The organism is Corynebacterium kozikiae (assembly GCF_024580965.1).
In the GTDB taxonomy this organism is placed as follows: Bacteria; Actinomycetota; Actinomycetes; order Mycobacteriales; family Mycobacteriaceae; genus Corynebacterium; species Corynebacterium kozikiae.
On record NZ_JANIKJ010000020.1, the window covers coordinates 1 to 21,086 of the forward strand.

General features: G+C 61.9%; 18 protein-coding genes and 1 tRNA gene. 12 read left to right on the forward strand and 7 right to left on the reverse strand.

The genetic code is table 11. The features are described from left to right. Positions 1-340 precede the first annotated feature (340 nt). On the forward strand, positions 341-1,654 hold the full coding sequence (locus tag NQ018_RS09745; protein WP_257060688.1) for an SIR2 family protein: 1,314 nt from the start codon (positions 341-343) through the stop codon (positions 1,652-1,654). After that, entirely contained in the window at positions 1,641-3,644 is a 2,004-nt protein-coding gene (locus NQ018_RS09750; protein ID WP_257060689.1) for an ATP-binding protein, read from the forward strand. Before NQ018_RS09745 ends, NQ018_RS09750 begins: the two co-directional genes overlap by 14 nt. A 75-nt stretch (positions 3,645-3,719) precedes the next feature. On the opposite strand, the gene NQ018_RS09755 is transcribed toward NQ018_RS09750, so the two are convergent. The 5 genes from NQ018_RS09755 to NQ018_RS09775 form a co-directional block, all read right to left on the reverse strand. Then, positions 3,720-4,909, reverse strand: a protein-coding gene (locus NQ018_RS09755) for an IS3 family transposase (RefSeq protein ID WP_257060690.1) whose coding sequence is annotated in 2 segments (ribosomal slippage) — positions 3,720-4,628 and positions 4,631-4,909 — 1,188 coding nt in all. Because the reading frame shifts where the segments join, the coding sequence is not laid out codon by codon here. A 221-nt stretch (positions 4,910-5,130) separates the two neighbouring features. Continuing rightward, positions 5,131-5,733: a hypothetical protein gene (locus NQ018_RS09760; protein ID WP_257060692.1), complete on the reverse strand. Its 603-nt coding sequence runs from the start codon at positions 5,731-5,733 to the stop codon at positions 5,131-5,133. A 132-nt stretch (positions 5,734-5,865) separates the two neighbouring features. Further along, positions 5,866-6,891 carry a hypothetical protein gene (locus NQ018_RS09765; RefSeq protein ID WP_257060693.1) on the reverse strand — a complete coding sequence of 342 codons (1,026 nt, stop codon included), beginning with the start codon at positions 6,889-6,891 and terminating at the stop codon, positions 5,866-5,868. Continuing rightward, entirely contained in the window at positions 6,888-7,931 is a 1,044-nt protein-coding gene (locus tag NQ018_RS09770; RefSeq protein ID WP_257060694.1) for a hypothetical protein, read from the reverse strand. Before NQ018_RS09770 ends, NQ018_RS09765 begins: the two co-directional genes overlap by 4 nt. Positions 7,932-8,125: 194 nt before the next feature. Continuing rightward, the gene (locus NQ018_RS09775; RefSeq protein ID WP_257060695.1) at positions 8,126-8,350 is read right to left on the reverse strand and encodes a hypothetical protein; all 225 of its coding nucleotides are present in this window, start codon (positions 8,348-8,350) and stop codon (positions 8,126-8,128) included. A gap of 247 nt (positions 8,351-8,597) precedes the next feature. Here NQ018_RS09775 and NQ018_RS09780 point away from each other — a divergent pair, with 247 nt between their 5' ends. Further along, the gene (locus NQ018_RS09780) at positions 8,598-9,071 is read left to right on the forward strand and encodes a hypothetical protein (protein WP_257060697.1); all 474 of its coding nucleotides are present in this window, start codon (positions 8,598-8,600) and stop codon (positions 9,069-9,071) included. Between the two features lie 308 nt (positions 9,072-9,379). Here NQ018_RS09780 and erm read toward each other — a convergent pair whose 3' ends face one another. After that, a complete protein-coding gene (erm, locus tag NQ018_RS09785) occupies positions 9,380-10,147 on the reverse strand; it encodes a 23S ribosomal RNA methyltransferase Erm (RefSeq protein WP_038573210.1) in 768 nt (255 codons plus the stop codon). Positions 10,148-10,979: 832 nt separating this feature from the next. On the opposite strand from erm, the gene NQ018_RS09790 reads away from it, so the two are divergent. Next, entirely contained in the window at positions 10,980-11,147 is a 168-nt protein-coding gene (locus NQ018_RS09790; RefSeq protein ID WP_239252036.1) for a hypothetical protein, read from the forward strand. 175 nt (positions 11,148-11,322) lie between these two features. Here the strand turns inward: NQ018_RS09790 and NQ018_RS09795 are convergent. Then, positions 11,323-11,406 (reverse strand) — tRNA-Leu (locus tag NQ018_RS09795). 377 nt (positions 11,407-11,783) lie between these two features. Between NQ018_RS09795 and NQ018_RS09800 the strand changes: the two genes are divergently transcribed. Genes NQ018_RS09800 through crgA form a run of 8 tightly spaced genes read left to right on the forward strand, consistent with a single transcriptional unit; the run spans position 11,784 to position 21,066 of the window. Continuing rightward, a complete protein-coding gene (locus NQ018_RS09800) occupies positions 11,784-12,566 on the forward strand; it encodes an FHA domain-containing protein (RefSeq protein ID WP_306429032.1) in 783 nt (260 codons plus the stop codon). A 9-nt stretch (positions 12,567-12,575) separates the two neighbouring features. After that, on the forward strand, positions 12,576-13,055 hold the full coding sequence (locus NQ018_RS09805; protein ID WP_257038586.1) for an FHA domain-containing protein FhaB/FipA: 480 nt from the start codon (positions 12,576-12,578) through the stop codon (positions 13,053-13,055). Then, positions 13,055-14,590: a PP2C family protein-serine/threonine phosphatase gene (locus tag NQ018_RS09810; protein WP_257060705.1), complete on the forward strand. Its 1,536-nt coding sequence runs from the start codon at positions 13,055-13,057 to the stop codon at positions 14,588-14,590. Before NQ018_RS09805 ends, NQ018_RS09810 begins: the two co-directional genes overlap by 1 nt. Next, positions 14,591-15,955, forward strand: a complete 1,365-nt coding sequence (locus tag NQ018_RS09815; RefSeq protein WP_257060707.1) for an FtsW/RodA/SpoVE family cell cycle protein — start codon at positions 14,591-14,593, stop codon at positions 15,953-15,955. Beyond that, positions 15,952-17,397, forward strand: a complete 1,446-nt coding sequence (locus NQ018_RS09820) for a penicillin-binding transpeptidase domain-containing protein (protein WP_257038590.1) — start codon at positions 15,952-15,954, stop codon at positions 17,395-17,397. The genes NQ018_RS09815 and NQ018_RS09820 overlap by 4 nt, the downstream gene beginning before the upstream one ends. Positions 17,398-17,421: 24 nt before the next feature. Then, a complete protein-coding gene (locus tag NQ018_RS09825; RefSeq protein ID WP_257038591.1) occupies positions 17,422-18,822 on the forward strand; it encodes a serine/threonine-protein kinase in 1,401 nt (466 codons plus the stop codon). After that, positions 18,819-20,747 carry a Stk1 family PASTA domain-containing Ser/Thr kinase gene (pknB, locus tag NQ018_RS09830; protein WP_257060708.1) on the forward strand — a complete coding sequence of 643 codons (1,929 nt, stop codon included), beginning with the start codon at positions 18,819-18,821 and terminating at the stop codon, positions 20,745-20,747. The genes NQ018_RS09825 and pknB overlap by 4 nt, the downstream gene beginning before the upstream one ends. 55 nt (positions 20,748-20,802) lie before the next feature. Beyond that, entirely contained in the window at positions 20,803-21,066 is a 264-nt protein-coding gene (crgA, locus tag NQ018_RS09835) for a cell division protein CrgA (protein WP_257038594.1), read from the forward strand. Positions 21,067-21,086 lie beyond the last annotated feature (20 nt).

Below are 21,086 nucleotides of genomic sequence, written 5' to 3' on the forward strand. Positions count from 1 at the left end.
ATAGCCATCTGCATATTCCACCCGAACCACGTCCAAAAAGCTGTTAGACATCACGTCCACAAACCCCATGGACTCCCCGTCCAAAAACTAACTGGACTCCGTGTCCAAAAAGTCCCTAGACAGGACATCCAACACCTAGCAACGGAACTACTCGCGGAGACCACTCAAAGGCGAACCGCACAGCACCGAGCTTCAGCTCTGACCCGTGAGGATCAACCCTGCGCCCCTAGGCACGGAACGCTGTCCCACTGCATCACTGGCCAAGTAGCCTAGATGAAGACCCTCGGCTCGCAGCCGACCCCCTACGACCCAACGTCGGCGACGCAGCCGGAGGTACAAGTTGACAGACGAAGCCCCAGACCATGATCTTACCTTCCTCAAGGGAGGGAAACACTATCGCGGTGGCACACCTGACGCTTCAGGCCGTTCTCCACTAGACATCGTCAAGAGCGATTTCAACGAAGTGCTTTCTTCAAAGAACTTGACGTTTCTCTTTGGAGCGGGCTGCTCATCTCAACTCTCCGAAAATAAGGAAGAACAAGGCATACCAACGATGGGGCCAATGGCCCAAGGCCTACTTGCCGAAGATAACACAGGCACTGCCACCCGATACGGACTGACAGCAGAAATCAAGGACTCTCTCACAACCGACTTGGGGATTGACCTTTCCAACGAGGCGTACGCATGGAATCTTGAACGACTAATGGAAGTCCTATTCGGATTCCAATTTGCTCTCGACCAAACGGGCAATCCTTCGCTCACCGAGGCCAAGAAGGCCGTTGATTCCGCAATTGATTCGATCAAGAAGTACGTCTTTGACACCTGCAATGAGGGGCAACATAAATCTTCCGCGAGCAACGTACTGAAACTCTACCAAACGTTCTACCGGAAGCTATCGCAGCGATCACGATCACTACCTCGACCAACTGTTGCCACTACCAACTATGACCTGTTCAATGAGATTGCTATGGACCGCATCGGGGTTCCATACATAAACGGATTTCTAGGCTCGATCGAGAAGCGATTCAATCCGGCGTCGTTCCGCTACACCATCGCACAGCGACTCGACTTGACGTCACAAAGATGGACCTCGCTGGACAATCTGGTCTACTTTTTGAAACTTCATGGCTCGCTCAACTGGCACGCGATGGATGACGGGCTCTTCCCGGTCGAAGAGCGCCCAATCAGCGAGAGCGGGGACGGCAGGGCAATGTTGATCTATCCAACGCCCGCAAAGCAGAATGCCAGTTTCGCGGCACCATACTCGGACATTTTTCGTGAGTTTCAGACCAAGGTAGTTCAGGAGCAAAGTGCTCTGGTAACCGTCGGCTACGGTTTCGGTGACGAGCATGTCAACAACATCATCTACCAGGCACTTACAATCCCGACTTTTCGCCTCCTGATTTTCGCTAAGCCCGAGTTCGACGCAGGAACCTCCAACAAGCATGTCAAAATGCTTCAGGAACTTAACGATCCTCGCGTATGGATCGTTGGAACTGAGAAATCAAACGCCACCTGGAAGGCTCACTATTTCAAGGAGTTCGTTGAAGACATCATGCCAGTGGGAGATCTAGACCCCGCAGAGAAAGCCATCGAGAACGTGATGGGAATGTTCGCAAACATCAAGAAGGGCGACCACGATGGCGACCAGTGATGCCCGGCGCCGACGGCTCGGGACAATCATCGATGTCAGCGCTGAACGATTTCGCGTAGAGATGGCTGAGAGCGCTGACGGTTACACACTTGTCGGCTTTGATGGTCAGCACTATGTCGCGAGGATAGGGTCGCTTGTCCTCATCCCCCTAACGAACTCCTATGTCGTCGCTGAGGTTACAGGGCTTCAAGAGCGACCTGACTCATCAGCCATCTCGAGCGCTTCAAAATCCCTCGATGATGTGATGCACGCATCCTCGCGACAACTGACGCTTGCGCCCCTGGGCACCCTGCCCTTCGATGAAACTCACGGTTTCTCGTTCGGGGTATCCGTGTTTCCCCCCCTGTACGCAGACGTTCTACACGTCGAAAATCGGGATCTTGACCGGATTCTGAATGTCGCAAACCAGGAGGTCGATATTGCAAATACATCACCGCCCGCGACAAAGTTGAACACACTTACCGTCGGCACATCTGTGGTCTTCAACGACTACGACGTTAAAGTACGAATCAACGAGTTCTTCGGGGCGCACTCAGCGATCCTCGGCAACACCGGAAGCGGAAAATCATGCACAATATCGAGCTTTCTGCAGGAGGCGCTTGGGAAGACTAGTTTGGCTCCAGCAGGTGGAAGCACGTTCGTGCTTTTCGACACCAACGGGGAATATCGGCGCGCGGTGTCCGAACTTCCTGCGCCAATTCAACGTACATACGCACGAATCGAACATGCCCACGCCCCCGCGATTTTCCCAGCTGCCCCCTATGACGAACGGGAGCAGCTCGACAGCTTCGTTCTACCGCACTGGCTGCTAAGTCTCGAAGAATGGGAGCTCCTGCTCCAAGCCAGCGATCGAGTTCAACGGCCCATACTTCGCACCGCACTGGGGCTGACGTCCCTGTTCGCTTCCGAGTCTGCAGATCGGCTCGCGGCGCTACGTGACCATATCCTTGCTTCATGCTTACTGTTCCTGCTCATGGACAGCGAGAACGCGACGGCCGCAAATTCACGCATCGGCGGCCTCCTCAATGTGTATGAGTTGAGCGCAGTTCCGCCCCGTGAGATCACTTCAAGGTTGACCGTAAGTTACGGGAGCTTCGAACCGCGAGGACTTCAGCAGGTTGAGGAGAAATTGAAGAAGCTGTTGATTCCGGATGCGGAGATTCCTTCGTATAAAAACCACCCATTCCGGTTCTCGGACCTCACAACCGCGCTAGAGATTGCGATTCTTTACGAGGAAAGTCATGGCAATCGCCGAGTTCGAGACAATTGTTCGACGTTGCTGACGCGCGTCAAATCACTCGGTATGCGAGACGAGTTTTCTTTCTTGCGTAGCGACCCCTACGCCTCCCGCGCCAATTCAATCACCTCCGAGTCGTTCACTGACGCTATTCTCGGTATCGACCGCGGTTCGAGTTGCCCGGTAAAGAAGTCCCAGGTCTATATTTTGGACTTGAGTGCCGTCGGCGACGAAGTTGTAGAGGTTGTGTCTTCAGTCATAACACGCCTACTGTTCGACCGTCTTCGACAAAGCGACGTCCGAAATTCTTTCCCGGTAAATCTGATACTTGAGGAAGCGCATCGCTATGTGCCGCGTCAAAGCGTTCCCGCGAGCACACTCGACGCAACTCGCATCTTCGAACGCGTAGCAAAGGAGGGCAGAAAGTACGGACTTTTTCTTATGCTCTCCTCACAGAGGCCCAGTGAACTTTCAGGAACGGTACTGTCGCAGTGCTCGAACTACGTAGTTCACCGAATCCAGAACCCGGAAGATCTTCAGCATATCCGCCGCATGACACCGTTCATCTCCGAGTCAGTGCTTAACCGACTGGCTTCGCTTCCCAAACAGTTCGCGCTGGTTTTCGGTACTTCGGTGAGCATCCCGACAACCTTTAAAGTACGCACTGCCGCACCTCTCCCACAGAGTGACGACTCTGATGTTAGTCTCTACTGGTATCAGTCACCGGAAAAGGTCTCGGATATTCCCTTATGAAAAGGGGTTTCCGAATGCGGTTCTATGGCGTTTGGGTCTGCCCCCGGTCTGGTTGACACTCGGGGTTTGCAGTAATCAGGCCGCGTCTGCGGCCGTGTAAATCATCTCAAACTCGACCGGCGCGAGCTTGCCCAGGGCACGCTGGCGGCGCCGTCGGTTGTACTTCGTTTCGATCCAGGTGACCATCGCCAGACGGAGTTCCTCCCGGCTGTCCCACCGCCTGGTGTTGAGCACGTTCTTCTGCAACAACGAGAAGAACCTCTCCATGCTGGCGTTGTCCCCGGCGCCGTAGGCGCGGCCCATCGACCCGACCATCCCGTTGTTCGCGAGCAGCCGCTGGACCTTCTTCGCGCGGAACTGACCGCCCCTGTCGGAATGACAGATCGTGCCGACCGGCGAACGCAACGCGATCGCGTTCCGCATCGCGGCAGCGGCCAGGGACGACTTCATCCGCGAGTCGATGGAGTAGCCCACGATCTTGTTGGAGTACACGTCCTTGATCGCGCAGATGCACAGCTTCCCTTCCCGCGTCGGATGCGCGGAGATGTCCCAGAGCCAGACCTTGTTCGGGCCATCCGTGGTGAACTCGTGACGAATCACGCCATGGGCGTCGACGACCGCGAGGAGTTCGTCGTGGGGCGCCGGGCCGGTGGCACCGGCCTTGGACCGCTTCTTGTGGTGACTGGCGCTGATTCCAGCGATGCGGCACAACCGGTGCACCCGGTTCTCCCCGACCTTGATGCCGTGCTCGTCAGCGAGTTCGTCGGTGAGGAACCGGTAGCCGAGGGTGGCGTCATCAGTGTGCAGGTCGTGCAGCTTGTTCATCAGGTGCGCGTCGTCGTAGTCACGCCGGCAGACCGGGTCCTTGAGCCACTTGTAGTACCCCTGGGTCGACAGTCCCAGGACCCGGCACGCCACCGCGATCGGCACCCGGATCCGGGCGCCGACCGCGGCCATCTCTTGGACGAGCGGGAAGACTATTTTCCCGGCAGGTTCGCCTGGGACAGGTACGCCGCGGCACGTCGGAGGACCTCGTTCTCCTGTTCCAACAGCCGGATCCGTTTCTTGGCTTCGCGTAGTTCGGTCCGGTCAGCGTCGGTGAGGCCCGGGCGGCGGCCATCCTCGATGTCGGCGGCCTTCATCCAGTTGTGCAGGGAGGCTTCGGAGATCCCGAAGTCCTTCGCGATCTGTTTCAGGGGTGCTTGGCCCTTGCGGGCCACGGCCACGACGTCGTCGCGGAAATCCTTGGGGAACGGCTTCGGCATGGTGAACATCCTTGCTTGTGAGGTCAAATCCTCACAGGTCAAGTGTCAACCAAGCTCGGGGCAGACCCTTCTATCACTCTTGCTGCGTAGAGATTGAACCCTCCTGGCCGCAAAATACTCGTTCAACCCTAGATCTGGCCTTAACCACGCGAACGAGGAAGCACACAATGACTCCTCGGTTCGCCACTTCGAGACCATCGGGCAACGTCGAAGCGCAGAAATCACGTCCGTGGCGGTGTCACCATTGGCTCGTGGCCCAGGTCAGCGCGAAGCTGAATCATGCGCTGCACCGTCGAGCCCGTGTACCCAGCTGGCCGACTGTGCCATCTGCGCTGAATGACGCGATTGGCCTCGACCACCTGGAGAGCCACGATCAGGGCAATCATCGGCTCGCGCCGAGGTGCCCATGTCAGGTCTGATGCTCCCGTGCAGTGGTGAGATTTCATGATGGAAAACCGCTGCTCCGTCAGCGACCGTGCGGCCTCGTAGTACAGGGTGTGCTCCCAGGAGCCGGGCACCAGACCGGGCTGCATCATCCGCACCTGATCGTCGCTGTAGGCCACGGTGACCTGCGACTTCGTGCAGCACTGGAACCTCGCAGCCCCCGGGGGCGGGGTCACCTCCGGTGCTGTGGCGCGTGCCGCCACCATCGACTCTGGTTTCATGGGGCACCGGACCCGGCCCTGGACCGCAGGGCAGACCAACGCCTGCCGCACCGGTGGCGGTTCGTTAGCTGTCACTGCCGGGCGACCCGCCGTGGAGCGCCCCACAACCGGGCGCCCATTGGTGCCCATCAGCAGCGGCAGAAGTCGTCGAAGCAGCACGTCGTGGTCCCGGAAACCGTCGGTCTCCAGCATCTCGGTGGTCCGACGGACCACCTGCCGGCCCTCGACGATGGGCGCCGCTGCCGGGCAGTAGAAGGCCCCGGCAATCTGCACCGGTCCCGGCGCCACTCCCTAACTGCCATGGGTGGCGTAGACCGTGGTCCAGTGCCGCAGGTACCGCACCACGGGTGCGATCCGGCGAGCCAGCATCTCCCGCGCAAAGCTCGTCTTGGCGTTATAGCCCATGTCCACGACCAGGTACGGCCATCTCGCCCGGGGCCCGCGCTGGCCTGCGAAGCCCCCCTCGGCGTGGGCGTCAAGGGCAAGGCACAGGCCGTCGACCGACCCCGAGGTCGGGGTGTGGATCGCGATGCCGGCAATCACGGGTGCAACCGCCTCGACAGCCCCGGGCGGGCCGACCCTCGTCACCGCCGTTACACCGATGCCGAACGCCGCTTTTCGTATGCGCGGCGGCATGCCCGCCGTCCGCGGCACGCCCCGGTCGTCGCGGGCGTAGTAGGCGCCCATGTACGCCGCCCCCCGCGCCTTGTCGTCGCGGGAACCCAATCCGGCAGAGGGGCCGGCCAGATCGATGATCGTCTCGTCGGCGACGACATCACCGTGATAGCCGTCGGGGTCGGCGTCGTCAATGGACGCGGCGACCAGTCGATTGATGATCCGGTGGAGGGCACTGCGGGTGCGCTGACTGTCCTCGCGCTGCGCTGCCGTGCGCGCCGCCAGCATTTCGCGGTGCTCGCGGTTGCTGACCCTTCGGGCGAGTAGGTCGGCGCCGAGGTCGATGACCGCCAGCTGGCGGTGCAGCCACGCCATGAATGCCGCGTAGCTTAGGCCAGGGTCCTGACAGGCGGGATTCTGGCCCGCCATGCCGACCATGGCGAGCTGATCCGGGCGCAGCACTCGCAGTACCCGGTGGACCTCCGCCATCGACGGCACACGGCCTGCGTGTGTGATCCACAGCGCCACGGTGAGCACTGCGTCGAAGGTGTAGCGGCACTGTGGAGGCCGACCGCCGGGTCCGCGTGCCTGACGACGGGCCGCATCCAGGATGGGCCCGATGTCGGCGCGACGGATCAGTGCCGCGCACTCGGCAAAGGCGTCGTCAGTGAGGTGGTAAGCGGCATCACGGCTGGAGATCATCGCGGGCCCTCCTCCATCAGGCGTGCGGCCAGGTCGTCGATGTCGACGGCTGGCAGGTGCTCTGCCAGGTCCCCCATGGCACGGACACCAGTAGTGCCGGTGATCGCTAGGAAACCGGTCAACGTCATGTCCGGGTGGGTAGCCAGGTCCAGCAGCCAGGCGTGCCGCAGTGCGGGAACATCAATGGTGGGCAGGCCCCGCTGCGACAACCACCCATTTACACGGTTCACCGCGTTGCGGTCGGACGCCCCAGGCAGCATCCGGCCTTCACCGACCTGCCTGGCCCGCTCCAGAAGCCGGGTGCTGCGCACCGTACACAGCACGGGTGTGCGCCTGATGATCTGGCCCCGGTGGGACACATCGACGACGGCCACACGGCCCGCCGAAGTGTCCACCCCCTGCACATGGCTGCCGCACAGGACTTTGACCTGTGGCGATGTCAGGCCAGCGCCGGTGACCATGTCGAGGATCGTCACGGCCTGCCTCCGATGAGTCGCGGGCAGGTGCGTTGTCGCTGCATACAGCTCCGCGACGGCTGCGGCCGTCGCCGGTGCCACCGGGCGGGGACGCGGGGCCAGCGGTACCTGCACCACCGGATATTCCCTCGGATACAGCACCCTACCTGCGGCATAGAGGTCAGTGCGGTATGTCCGCCTCGACCACACGCTCCCTGGGCATTGTCCATCGAGCCGCGCATCCACCTTTTCCCTGGTCAGTGCTCTCTCTTCGTCGACGACGCCGTACAGCACGGCCTCGTCGTAGAGGCATGCGGCGAGGTGGCGGACCGCGGTTTCTGCGCCGCGCTCAGTACGGGGCGGGGTATGGGCCCACACCAGCGCCGCAGCCTCAATGGCGGCGTCACGAAGGGGTCCTGCGGGTCGGTTGATGCCAAAGGCGCGCAGGCGCTGCCAGCGGTCAACGTCGGGGATGGTGCGTGGCCCCAGCCGCCGGCGCACCGCGGGCACGGCGTCATGGACGGCCCCGGTGGTCTCGGTCACGAGGTCAGGAGTGGCGGCGCTCATGGCGCGGTGGTGGCCCATCACGACCACCGGGCCTTGGGCTCGGCGGGAAAGCGGTTGCAATCGGAGTTTGGGCATGTCAAAGTAGACACGTCTCCTCCTTGAAGACTGTTGCAGGTTTTAGGAGCGATTGCCGACGAGGCCCCGGCAAGGGCTGTCTCGGCCGAAGCGGTACCGACGCCAATCGGTGCCGCTTCTTTTTTGTCTGTGCGCTGCTACGCCGGGACATCACCGTCCGACGTGAAGCCGTAGGCGCCGATGTCAGTGGCCTCGAGGATGTCGGTGAGCACCCGCGTGATCGAACAGCCGCGGCTGCGTGCGGCCAGCGTCAGATCGCGGACCATCGGTGCGGGCAGGCGCACCATCAACCGCAAGCGCTGACTCTCGTCAACGAAGCGCGAGGCGCTGGGCCCGAATCCGCTCGGGGGAATCTCAATCACAAAAACCACCTCCCAAAAGGGCACGGTCAACAACAAAGCCCTAATGAGAGGGCTGTGAGCTGGTTAGACTCGTGCCGGGAGGTGGTCACCTGGTGCGTGGCTAGCCCCCGTGGGGGCCGCTTCCGACGTTTTTATTTTAGCGGTCTCCAGCCCGCTTCACAAGAGCAAGTCACCGCCCTATGATTCACTGCGGGGCACCGCCTCACAAGCGGATGACGAGTAACCGAGACCCCGAGATCGGAGAACCATGAACAACGCCGATGCCCAACTGATCAACGGGATGCCGTGCGATGAAGAGTTGCTGGAAGACCTCGGGCGGGTGCAGTGGGCCACCGCACGACTGCACTTCACGATGCGCGACACCCTCAATCTCCTCCACGGAGAACCGTCCGATGCTCCCTTCGACGAAACCCTGGGAGGAGTCAAGAAGACGCTCCGGAACCTGGCCGCCTCCGCCGGTGCCGCGAGGATCGTCGAGTGGGCTGACGGTATCGGTGGGGAAGCAATCGACGTCCGCAACGCCGTGGCCCACGCAGTGACCATTACCGCCGAAGACGGTCGGCAGGCTCTGATAGCCACAAGGAAACACGGTGGAAGCCGTCTCGACCGGGACGCACTACGTGAGACGACAGCCCTTCTGATTCAGGCTGCACGTGACCTGACTACCGCCCGAGACGCCGAGCAGCCCACTAAGTCGCAGGTTCCCAAGGGTGACAGCTAGCACTTTTGTCCTTCACTCCCTGATACCCCGGTTACAGCCTTAACGTGATTCAGGTGGCCCAAGTCCGTCCAGGCTGTCACCAGCGCACGCCGGCGGCGTGGGCATGCCGTGTCGCCCCCGCTGAGCGGGGCACACAAGAAGGAAGCCATCTGGAACGTCAGCAGTCCGCCCCTATTTGGACCAGTGCATCCGAGAGCACTCGCGGGGTGGCTCGTCCAGGTAGCGTCGCGGACCTTTCTCGTTACGGCATCCAGGCCGAGAACCAGTAACTCGTCCTGACCTCTGCCACTTGCAATACCAAGACGGAGTTACCCCCCACTCTCGAAGAGGCTGACCATCTGTGCCACGGACAGGTCGGAAGGAAGCATGGTGGGGCGAACTCCAGATCTCTCAGCCCACGCCCGCGCCGCCTGACGTGAGGGGAGGATTCTCGCTCGTGTCACGATTTCCACGACACCGCGACCTCGCCCCGTATAGACGGCGTGTACGAGGGCGTGGAACGACTTGCGCTTTCCAGTTGGCACCAGAGGTGTTGACCGGCGCCGGATGTGCAGAATGCCGCCATCCACACTGGGGCGGGGTTCGAACGCCGCCCGGGGGACTCGTTCGCCAAGCTCAAAGGTGAACCACGGTGCCCACTGGGCCGTCATCATGGTCGAAGCTCCGACGCCGGCACGTCGGCGGGCAACCTCCCATTGCATGAGGAGAACGGCATCGGTCCAGGCGGGAGCGCGCATGAGGCGCCGCAGTATGGCGGTTGTGATGTGAAAGGGGATGTTGCCCACGATCACATGGGGGTGCGTAGGCAGGCGGTATCGCAGGAAGTCGTCATTGATGACGGTGACAGTGGGGTCAAGCACGCGACGCAGCGACTTTGCCAGCTTGGGATCGATCTCCACGGCAGTGAGGGGCCGTCCTGTGCGGAGTAGTGGACGAGTTAGCGCGCCGCTGCCGGGCCCTATCTCAACTATGGGGCCGGTGGTAGCCTCCACGCGCCTCAATACAGAGGCGATGACCTGGGAATCGGTAAGGAAATTCTGGCCGTGTTCATGACGGCCGTGGGAATATGCAGACAAGGGATGCTCCGAGAATGAGTGTTCTGGAGCCGGGCATGGGAAAAAGACCGCCCGGCTCATTGCCGGAGCGGCGACCGTTACGGGAAGGTCAACCGCTTTTAGCGGTTGCGGCGCAACCGCAGCGAAGCTGTTCACAAAATCAACATGCCGTTGACGATACCAACTACCGACGCCCATGGGCAATTGCCTACCAGCGGTCGATTTCACCTTGGCATGCTGTCGTTTCCAGTCCCGGGATGGCACTCCCCTCCCGCCGAGAAGTAGTCCCGACCTCACGCGCCCCCCGGTTGTGCTTGCGCCCGTAGTGCCAGCCAACCCCCGCTGGCTCTACGCTGCCGAACATCATCAACGGGCCACCGCCTTGAGCGGTCAAGTAGCGGACCCCATCCACGGTATCCCTCCGGCTTCCTGACTACTCGCAGGCCAATACCTACAAAACATCGCCGCCCCGGTCGCATAGCTACACTCAAGAAGAGTCCTCAACTTACGGAATACTCCAAATGCACACCTTTTTACGAGCTTGTGCCTGCCGACAATCACGATTCGGTACCTGCTCGTCATTGTCGCCGAAGTTCCCTTGCCCTTACCCCGGCAGCACCTGCACACGGGGAGGCCCCGGAAAGCACCCGCAACTGCCGCCAGCCGCTCGGAGTCAAGGTGACGACGGCTAGCTGCCCGGAAGACAGTCCTGCGCGCATCTGCATTGCCAGCAGATCACCAGACTAAGTCTGGTGCCCAAACTGCCGCATGTACACGCACATCGTGGAAAGTCACCACGCCGACGAAGGACCCCGAGGCTCCCTCAAATACCCGCCACGGCGATAAGACGGCAATGGCGACCTGCAAGGAAAGCGAGTTGCCGCGCGAGCGCCAGCCGTCGAAGAGTGCCCGCACCGACGTCACCGACACCATCGTCTACAATCCGGTCGTCAACTACAGGGTCACCACCGCCTACACGTCCGGAGACGGCGGCGACAACTGGAAGGGCTGCGCAAAGTAGGCCTCAACGCGACTATGACGGCACGAATTCGGGCAGCATCCAGCGGATCACCGCCTGCAAGTCCCTAATGGGGACACCGACCCTCGCCGACCACCCTCACAACAAAACAGCCGGAGGTTACGAACCCTTTTAGAGTTCGTAACCTCCGGCCTTGCGGTTCGTGAACCGCTCAATGTGCCCAGGGGGGGACTTGAACCCCCACGTCCTTGCGAACACTGGCACCTGAAGCCAGCGCGTCTGCCAATTCCGCCACCTGGGCAGGTGGTCGTTCGTGTGATCGACTTGATTACTGTAGCACGCACACCGCGTTCTAGCGCAAACACCAAGGTAGAGGCCCTTACTCACACCGCAAACACCACACCAAACAGCTACACACGCACAGCATCGAACCTGCTACTTTTGTGACCAGCAACACCACCAACAAGCAATTACCGCAAATCCCACTCAACCCCCCAAAAGCTGCACGTTTTCGCAGGTCATAGCGAATCGACACCACAAATTCCCAGCACACTGCTTAGTCCTTACCTGAAGTTGACATCTATACTGGTGGACGTCGTATGCCCAGGTATGCCCCGGCATGTCCCGGCATGCCCAGAAACACTACTGGTACACACAAAGGAGGCGGGCGTGTCTTTGATGGATCGGATTGCCAAGCTAGACAGCGCGATGCAGCGCGGCTTAGACAACGGCTTTGCCCGTGTCTTTGGCGGCAAGGTGGTACCTGCGGAAATCGAGGAACTTCTCAAGCAGGAAACCGAGGACAACCTGGTTCACGCCTATGAAGGTGGCGTGGAAGCCCCCAATGTGTACCGCGTGCGCGTATCACCAAAAGATGCAAGCAACCTTGAGACCCAAAATCCCAAGTTGGCAACAGACTTTGCGGACCAACTCACTCGTTTTCACCGCAACAACGGCTGGGTCAGCGTGGGCCCCGTAGTAGTGGTGATTGAGGAAGACACCTCCATGCGCACCGGCCAATTGCGCGCGCAAGCCGCAGTGGATCCCTCCCCCACCATGCAGAGCAGCTTCGCGCGCCAAAGCAAACCTCAAGAACGACCAGCACCCCAACCGCCAACCCCAGAACCCACAGGAGAACCCGCCGTGCAGGAATCACAACCAGTAGTAAACCTCCTCCTGCAGGACGGCTCTTCGCGCACCTATGTGGTCCAAGAAGGCTCCAACATCATTGGCCGCGCCAACGAGGCCGACCTTCGCCTGCCGGACACCGGGGTATCAAGGCAGCACGCCGAGGTCACTTGGGACGGCGAGGCCGCAGTGCTGACGGACCTGCACTCCACCAACGGCACCACGGTCAATGACATGCGCGTGGAGAACTGGCTGCTTGCCGACGGTGACGTGATCACCATCGGCCATTCCAACATTGAAGTCCGCATCACCCAACCCACGCAGGATCAATAAGGAGACCACATGGATACGATGATCCTCTTCGGCCTCCGGGTAGCACTGTTGGTGCTGCTGTGGCTGTTCATCCTGTTCGCCTTGAATGTGCAGCGCAAAGACACCAAGAACGCCACCGCCTCATCGTCTGCGGGCGGGAACGCCGCGCTGGTGCCTGCTGTGGTGGCGCCCCTGGCCGCGTCGAAACGCGGGGGGAAGCCGCGCCTGATCACTATTGTGGATGGGCCGTTGACGGGCTCACGGATGGAATTGGGTCAGCTCACGGAGATTACCGTGGGGCGTTCTCCGGATTGTGATTTTGTGGTGGGCGATGATTTTGCGTCGGCGCGCCACGCGAAGCTCATCAAGCGCGGCAACGAGTGGTTTGTGGAGGATTTGGATTCCCGCAACGGCACGTTTGTCAGCGGCATGCGCATTGACCAGCCTGAAAAGGTGTCGGTTGGTACGGATGTGAAGGTGGGTCGTACCACGGTGAGGTTGGTTCCTTAATGTTCAAACTTGATTACGCAGTAGCCTCCGACCGCGGCCTCGTGCGGGACAACAACGAGGATTCCGCCTACGCGGGCCCGCACCTACTCGCGCTTGCCGACGGCATGGGTGGACACGCCGCCGGCGAGATCGCCTCGCAAATCATGATCAACTTCCTGCGCTCTCTGGATCAGGACCCGCAGGATAATGACATGCTTGCGCTGCTCGGCTCCGGCGCCGATGAGGCAAACAGCAAGATTGCTGAGGCGATCGTTGAGGCTCCCGAAACCCAAGGCATGGGCACCACGCTGACCGCCTTGATGTTCAACGGCACTGAGTTTGGCATGTGCCATGTGGGCGATAGCCGCGGCTACCTGTTGCGTGACGGCAAGCTGCGCCAAATCACGGTGGATGACACCTACGTCCAGTCCCTTGTCCATGAGGGCAAGCTGGACCCCGAAGACGTGTTCATGCACCCCATGCGCTCCATGATCCTCAAGGCCTACAGCGGCACCCCCGTTGAGCCGACCCTGGAGATCATCCCTGTGCAGGTAGGCGACCGCGTACTCCTGTGCTCCGATGGACTCTCGGACCCCGTGGCGGCCTCCACCATAGAGACCACCCTGCTGGAGGGCACCCCAGCACAGGCCGCGCAGCGCCTCGTGGAGCTGGCGCTTCGTTCCGGCGGCCCGGACAACGTCACCGTTGTGGTTGCGGACGTGGTGGAGGGTTCCTCCGAACGTACCCTTCCTCCGGAGCCGCTGCTCGGCGGGGCGTTGCTGGGTGCCATTGAGGAGGACCCGCGCCCGGATACCGCCGCTGGCCGAGCCGCGATGCTCATCCAGAAGCGTCAACCGCAGGCCATTGCGCCCCAGGTGCCCAATCAGGCGGAGGGGGATGCTGAACCGGAAGCCTTAGACACGAGTCCCAAACGGGGAAAATTCCTCGTGCTCATTGTTGCCCTCACCCTCCTGATTGCCCTTATCGGCGCTGGTTGGTGGGGCTTTAGCCGTCTGCAGAACAGTTTTTATGTGACCACCAGCCCGCTGAGCAATGAGCTGGTGATCGAGCAGGGCGTGAACATGAACCTCCTGGGGCGCGAGCTGCACTCCACGTACCAGCGTGCCTGCCTGAGCCCCACCGATGAGCTCACCATGATCCCGGTGGATTCCACGGCGCCGTGCCACCACTTCACGCTCACTGACCTGGATGAATCGGCTCGCGCGGAAGTGTCCACCCTCCCCCGCGGCGACTACGACCAAGCCTTGCAGCAGATGCAAACCCTGGCCAGCAAGGCCCTGCCGCTGTGCGTTACCCGCGAAGGAAGTGGGAGTACAGCGCAAGGCCGTGAGCCAGCTTCCTCAGCAACAGCGAGTGCGGTGCCGACGAGCACCCGCCAGGCGGCCCAAAGCAGCACGGCCGCTGCGGCGCCTGCTTCCTCTTCCGCTGCCGCCTTGGCCGCGTCGGAAGGCAAAGCAAGCGCAGCAAGCACAGCAAGCACTACTGCCCTGGGTGACCTGACGAGCCCTGGGTTGAACTGCCGGGAGGTGGATTAAATGACGTTGACACAACGCCTTGCTACTCGCCGCCTGGAGTTTGGGCTGCTGGTGTGTGCCGCGCTGATTATTGCCGTGACCCTGGTGAGTTTGAATCTCGCGCAGGGGCAGGCGCTCACGCAAGAGATGTTTTGGGTGATCGGTGGGTTTTTGGTGGTGTTCACTATCGCCCACTTGGCGCTGTGTTTCACCGCGCCGCACGCTGACCAGGTGATGCTGCCGGTGGCCAGCGTGCTCAATGGCTTGGGCCTGGTGATGGTGTATCGCCTGGACCTCGCTGAAGGGACGGCACTCGCGAATCGGCAGGTAATGTGGTCACTGGTGGCGGTGGCGCTAATGGTGGCTGTGCTGGTGATTATCCGCGACCACCGCGTGCTCACCCGCTATTCCTACGTGCTCGGGCTGATCGGCCTGATCCTGCTAGCCCTGCCGTTGGTGTGGCCGGCGAGTGCGGTGAACGCGGATGCCCGGATTTGGATTTCCATTGGGCCGTTTTCTGTGCAGCCCGGCGAGTTCTCAAAGATCCTCCTGCTGCTGTTCTTTGCCCAGCTCCTGGTGACCAAGCGCGCGCTGTTTACCGTGGCTGGCTACCGTTTCCTAGGCTTGGAGTTCCCGCGTCTACGCGACCTCGCACCGATTATCGGCGTGTGGGGCTTCGCCATTTTGATCATGGCCGGGGAGAATGACTTCGGCCCTGCCCTGCTGCTGTTTAGCACGGTGCTGGGCATGATTTACCTGGCCACTGGCCGCGCCTCGTGGCTGATGATCGGCGCTTTCCTGGTAGCGCTCGGCGGTACCGCGGTGTACCAGGTTTCCGATAAGATCCAGGCCCGCTTCAGCAACTTCCAGGACCCGGTGGGCAACTATGACACCACCGGCTACCAGCTCTCCCAGGCACTGTTCGGCATGTCCACCGGCGGCATTTCCGGCACGGGCATCGGCGCTGGTCATCCGCAGCTTGTGCCGGTTGCGGAGTCGGACTTCATTCTGGCTGCGATCGGTGAGGAACTCGGTCTCATCGGCCTTTCCGCAGTCCTGGTGCTCTTTGCCATTTTTGTCACCCGTGGCATGCGCACCGCGCTGCTCACCCGTGATTCCTACGGCAAGCTCGTGGCATCCGGTCTCTCCTTGACCATTGCCATCCAGGTGTTCGTGGTCACCGCCGGCATCAGCGCCCTGCTGCCCATGACCGGCCTGACCACGCCATTCATGTCTCAGGGTGGGTCCAGCCTCATGGCGAACTACATCCTGCTGGGTCTCATCCTGCGCATTTCCGACGCCGCTCACCGCCAAGCGCTCAGCATGGGCACGGGAGTGGGCGCTGGTGCGGGTGCGGCTCCGCTGGCACAGGAGGTGCGCGCATGAACCGCTCAATCCGCATGGTAAGTATCTTCTCCCTGCTGCTCATTTTGGTGCTGCTGATCAACCTCACGGTGATCCAGGCGTTTCGCACCGAGGAGTACGCGGACAACCCCCTCAACCGCCGCGCCTACCTGGAGATGGCGCAGCAACCTCGTGGCTCAATCTCCACCGCAGGTGTGGTGTTGGCGGAGTCCATCCAAGATGAGGATGGCTTCTACCAGCGTCAATACCTCAACAACCCGCAGATCTACGGCCCCGTGACCGGCTACCTTTCCCAGGTGTACGGCGCTGCGGGCTTGGAGGCAAGCTACAACGAGGTGCTCAACGGTACCGACGAAACCATGGCGGTGCGTAGCGTGTGGTCCACTATCCTCGGTGAGTCGACCCCCGTGGGCAACGTGGAGCTCACGTTGAACCCGGGCATGCAGCAGGTGGCTCACGACTTCATGGCGGAGTCTGGCTACGAGGGTGCTGTGGTGGCAATCCGGCCATCAACCGGCGAGATCCTCACCATGGCCTCCTCCCCCAGCTACAACGCCCAGGAGATCGTGGACCCGAACACGTCTGAGGCCACCTGGGCAGCGTTGAACGCGGATCCCGGCAGCCCGCTGCTGAACCACGCTACGCAGGAGATCCTGCCGCCCGGCTCCACTTTCAAGGTAATCACCACGGCGGCTGGCCTGGCCCAGGGCTACACCCCTGATTCCCAGCTCACCGGCGCGAACAACATCACTTTGCCGGGTACCAACACCACCCTGGAGAACTACGGTGGGCAGGTGTGTGCTGGGCAGCAGCAGGTTTCCCTGGCCACCGCTTTCCAGCTCTCTTGCAACACCGCCTTTGTGGAAATGGGCATTGGTGCCGGAGCGGACGCGATGCGGGATACCGCCGCAGCCTTTGGTGTGGGCGAGACCTACAACTTGGGCCTGCCAATGGTGGCCGGCACCGTGGGCGACATCCCGGATGACGCAGCCCTTGGCCAATCCAGCATTGGCCAGCGCGACGTTGCCCTCTCCGTCCTGCAGAACGCCGTGATTGCCGCCACCGTGGCAAACGGCGGCCTGCGAATGGAGCCACACCTGGTGGCCCGCGTGACCAGCCCAAGCGGCAGCACAATCAGCCAGACCGAACCCCGCGAACTCACTCAGGCCGTTTCCCCCGAGGTAGCCGGCACGCTCACGGAACTGATGCGCGCCTCTGAGCGCAATACCGCCGGCTACGCGGGGCAGGACATCGCCTCCAAGACCGGCACGGCGGAGCACGGCGAGGATTCGCGGAACTCCAATCCGCACGCCTGGTACATCGCCTTCAGCCCATCTTCCGACGTCGCGGTGGCCGTAGTGGTGAAAAACGGCGGCTCCGCAGGCCAGGCCGCAACCGGCGGTTCCGTGGCAGCGCCGATCGGCCGGGCAGTGATCGCCGCGGCAGTAGGTTCGCAGGGTTAGGCAGAGGTTAGGGAAGGAAGACTCATGAATCATGAACAAATGCAAGCCCTAATCGGCTCCGACTACCGCCTGCAGTGGGTGGTGGGCAACGGCGGCATGTCTACCGTGTGGCTGGCTGACGACGTTCACAATGACCGCGAAGTAGCCATCAAGGTGCTGCGCCCCGAGTTCTCAGACAACAACGAGTTCCTCTCTCGCTTCCGCAATGAAGCGCTGGCCAGCGAGAACATTATCTCTGAAAACGTGGTGCGCACCTACGACTACCGCGAAACCACCGACCAAACCGGGCGCACCCTGTGCTTCATTGTGATGGAGTTCGTGCGCGGAGAATCCTTGGCGGACATGCTGGCACGCAAGGGCTCACTGGAGGAAGCGCTGGCGCTGGACGTGTTGGAACAGGCTGGCCATGGCTTGTCCATCATTCACCGCATGGGCCTCGTGCACCGCGACATCAAGCCGGGTAATCTGCTGATCACGGAAAACGGCAAGGTGAAGATCACAGACTTTGGCATTGCCAAGGCCGCGGCGGCAGTGCCGCTCACCCGCACTGGCATGGTGGTGGGCACCGCCCAGTACGTTTCCCCTGAGCAGGCGCAGGGCCAGGATGTGACCGCTGCTTCGGACGTCTACTCGCTTGGCGTTGTGGGCTATGAGATGTTGGCTGGCAAGCGGCCTTTCAGCGGCGATTCCTCCGTTTCCGTGGCCATCGCACACATCAACCAAGCCCCACCTGCCCTGCCTACCTCCATCAGTGCCCAGGCCCGTGAGTTGATTGGCATTGCCCTGCGCAAAGACCCAAGCAACCGTTTTGCAGACGGCAACGAGTTCACCCTTGCCGTCGCGGCAGTGCGCGCGGGCCAGCGCCCGCCAGCGCCCGCCACGGCGAGCATGCAGCGCGTTGCACCGCAGCCAACCCCCACGGCCTCCACGCAGATGTTGGGGCAGGTGGCGCAGCCCACCACGCTGAGCCCCGCTGCCACAGGTGTACGCCCGGCACCTACCGCGATTCCAGCCGCTGCGCCCACTGGGAGTTCGCAGCAGAAGCAGTCCGGCGGCGGCTTTGGCACCGGAGTGGCGGTGGCGCTGCTGCTCGTTGCGGTTGCCGCCGCCGCAGTGTGGGCGGCCAGCACGGGGTTGTTCGATGGCCTACTGGGCAATGACAGCACGGAAACCAGCACCCCGACACCGGAAACCGTGACCGTGACCGAGCAACAAAGCGCCACCACGGTCTTCCAAACCCCAACGGTTGAGCCAACTACCCCGGAGGAGGAGCCCACCCCAACGGTGGAAACGCTCACCCGCACCCCTCAACAGGACCCGCTGGTGCCGCTCCCACCCACTGATGTTCCAAGCGAGTTGCCAACGGTGACCCTGGAGCCGTCGGTACCTAACCTTATTGAAGATCTTCTTGGAGGTACGCAGTGACCGATGCGCCCGAACTGATCGCCGGCCGCTATGCGCTGGGCGAGATCATCGGCTCAGGCGGCATGTCTGAGGTGTACGCGGCTACGGACACCGTGCTTGGCCGCGATGTTGCGGTGAAGATGCTGCGCCGCGATTTGGCGCGGGACATCAACTTCCGTGAGCGTTTCCGCCGCGAGGCGCAGAACTCCGGCAAGCTCAACCACCCCGCGATCGTTGCCGTGTTTGATACGGGTGAGCAGGAAATTGACGCCCTGAACACGCCGTACATCGTGATGGAGCGCGTCCACGGCCGCACGTTGCGGGACATCGTCCGCGAATCCGGCCCCATGGCACCCGCCGAGGCCGCCCGCACGCTTATCCCCGTGGCCCAGGCACTCCAAGCCAGCCATGACGCCGGCATCATCCACCGCGACATCAAACCCGCAAACGTGATGATCACCAACACCGGTTCGGTCAAGGTGATGGATTTCGGCATCGCTCGCGCCCTCGACGACGCCACCAGCGCCATGACCCAAACCTCCGCCGTGATCGGCACGGCGCAGTACCTCTCCCCAGAGCAGGCCAGGGGCAAGCTCGCTGATGCGCGTTCCGACGTCTACGCCTTGGGCTGCGTCCTGTATGAAACGCTGACCGGCCGGCCTCCTTTTGAAGGCGATACCCCCTTCGCCGTGGCATACCAGCACGTCCAAGAGGAGCCCACGCGCCCGAGTGAGTTCATCGCAGACATCAGCCCAACCGCGGCAATCAACCTGGACGCAGTGGTACTCACCGCCATGGCCAAGCACCCGGCGGATCGCTACCAAACCGCCCGTGCCATGGAGGAAGACCTCGAGCGTCTGGAGCGCAGTGCGGTCACGGAGGCAGCGCGGCACTACATTGAACCCGGTGCCGGCGCACAGCCTGAAGCCCAACCTGAAGCCCCGGAACCGGGGTCGGACCTTGAGCCGCGCGCGCGCCATCGGGCGTCGGAACGCAGCTCCAACCGTGGGCTGAAGGCGGTCGCTGCGGTGCTCAGCCTCATCATTTTGGGTGTGGGCGGCGCGTTTGCCTACGAATATTTCAACGGCAGTTCCATCAACAGGCAGATGGTGGAAATCCCGGACGTCACCGGCCAAACTGAGGAAGGCGCAGTCCGGGCCCTCGAAGAGCTTTCACTGCAGGTCAACGTGGTGGAGCAGCCAAGCCCGAGCGTGCCGCGCGGCATCGCCCTGGGCACAAACCCGACCCCCGGCTCCAGCGTGCGGGAAGGCACAACGGTGCAGCTCACGGTGTCCAGCGGGCGGGAAGTCACGGAGGTTCCGGATCTCGCGGGGCTGAACACTGCCGACGCAGCCAAGGCGCTTGCAGACGCAGGTCTTGAACTGGACCCGGTGGTGCGCGAGGAGGCTTCGGAGACCGTAGCCGAGGGTCAAATTACGCAGCAGCAGCCGAGCGCGGGTTCCCAAGTTTCCAGGGGCTCACGCGTGGTGATCACCGTTTCCACCGGCCTGCCCACCGAGCGCGTGCCGCTGCTCGTCGGCCAGACGTGGCAGCAGGCGCAGGAGAACTTGGCGTCGCTGGGCTTCAACCCGGTGGCCCAGTACGTGGATTCCATTGAGCCTGAGGGCCGCGTGGTGGCAGTCAATGGCGAAGGCTCCCAAGCCAGCGAGGGCGCCACCATTACCGTGCAGGTTTCCAACGGCATGCTCATGAGGATGCCGAGCATCACCCGCCTGGAACCCGCCGCAGCCGTGGGTGCCCTCCGCGCCGCCGGCTGGACCGGCGACCCCGCCCAACTGCGCCAGGGCAATCCGATCCCCACCGCCGCGCTGGTGGACCAAGGCCTCATTGCCACCCAAAGCCCAGAACAGGGCGCGTTGGTACGCAAGGACGCCGACATCCCGATTAGCGTGTATAACTTCGACCTTTCCGTCCTCGGAAGGTAATCTTGGTGAGAAGTTCCGCTCCACCGCCGAGCGACCACAACTATTGAGAGAAACCATGCCAAAGTCAAAGATTACAACCAACGCGGTTCCCCAGAGTTCCACCACGAACCGCACCCCAGTGAAGATCAACGCCAGCGGCACCCCAGTGTGGTACAAGGTCATCATGTTTGCCCTGCTCCTGGCCGGTCTGGCATGGCTCGTGGTGAACTACCTGGCGGGCCCTCAGATCGACTTCATGGTCCAACTTGGCGCCTGGAACTACGCCATTGGCTTCGGCCTGTTCATCGTGGGCCTGCTCATGACCATGGGCTGGCGCTAACAGGCTCTTTACACCGCAAA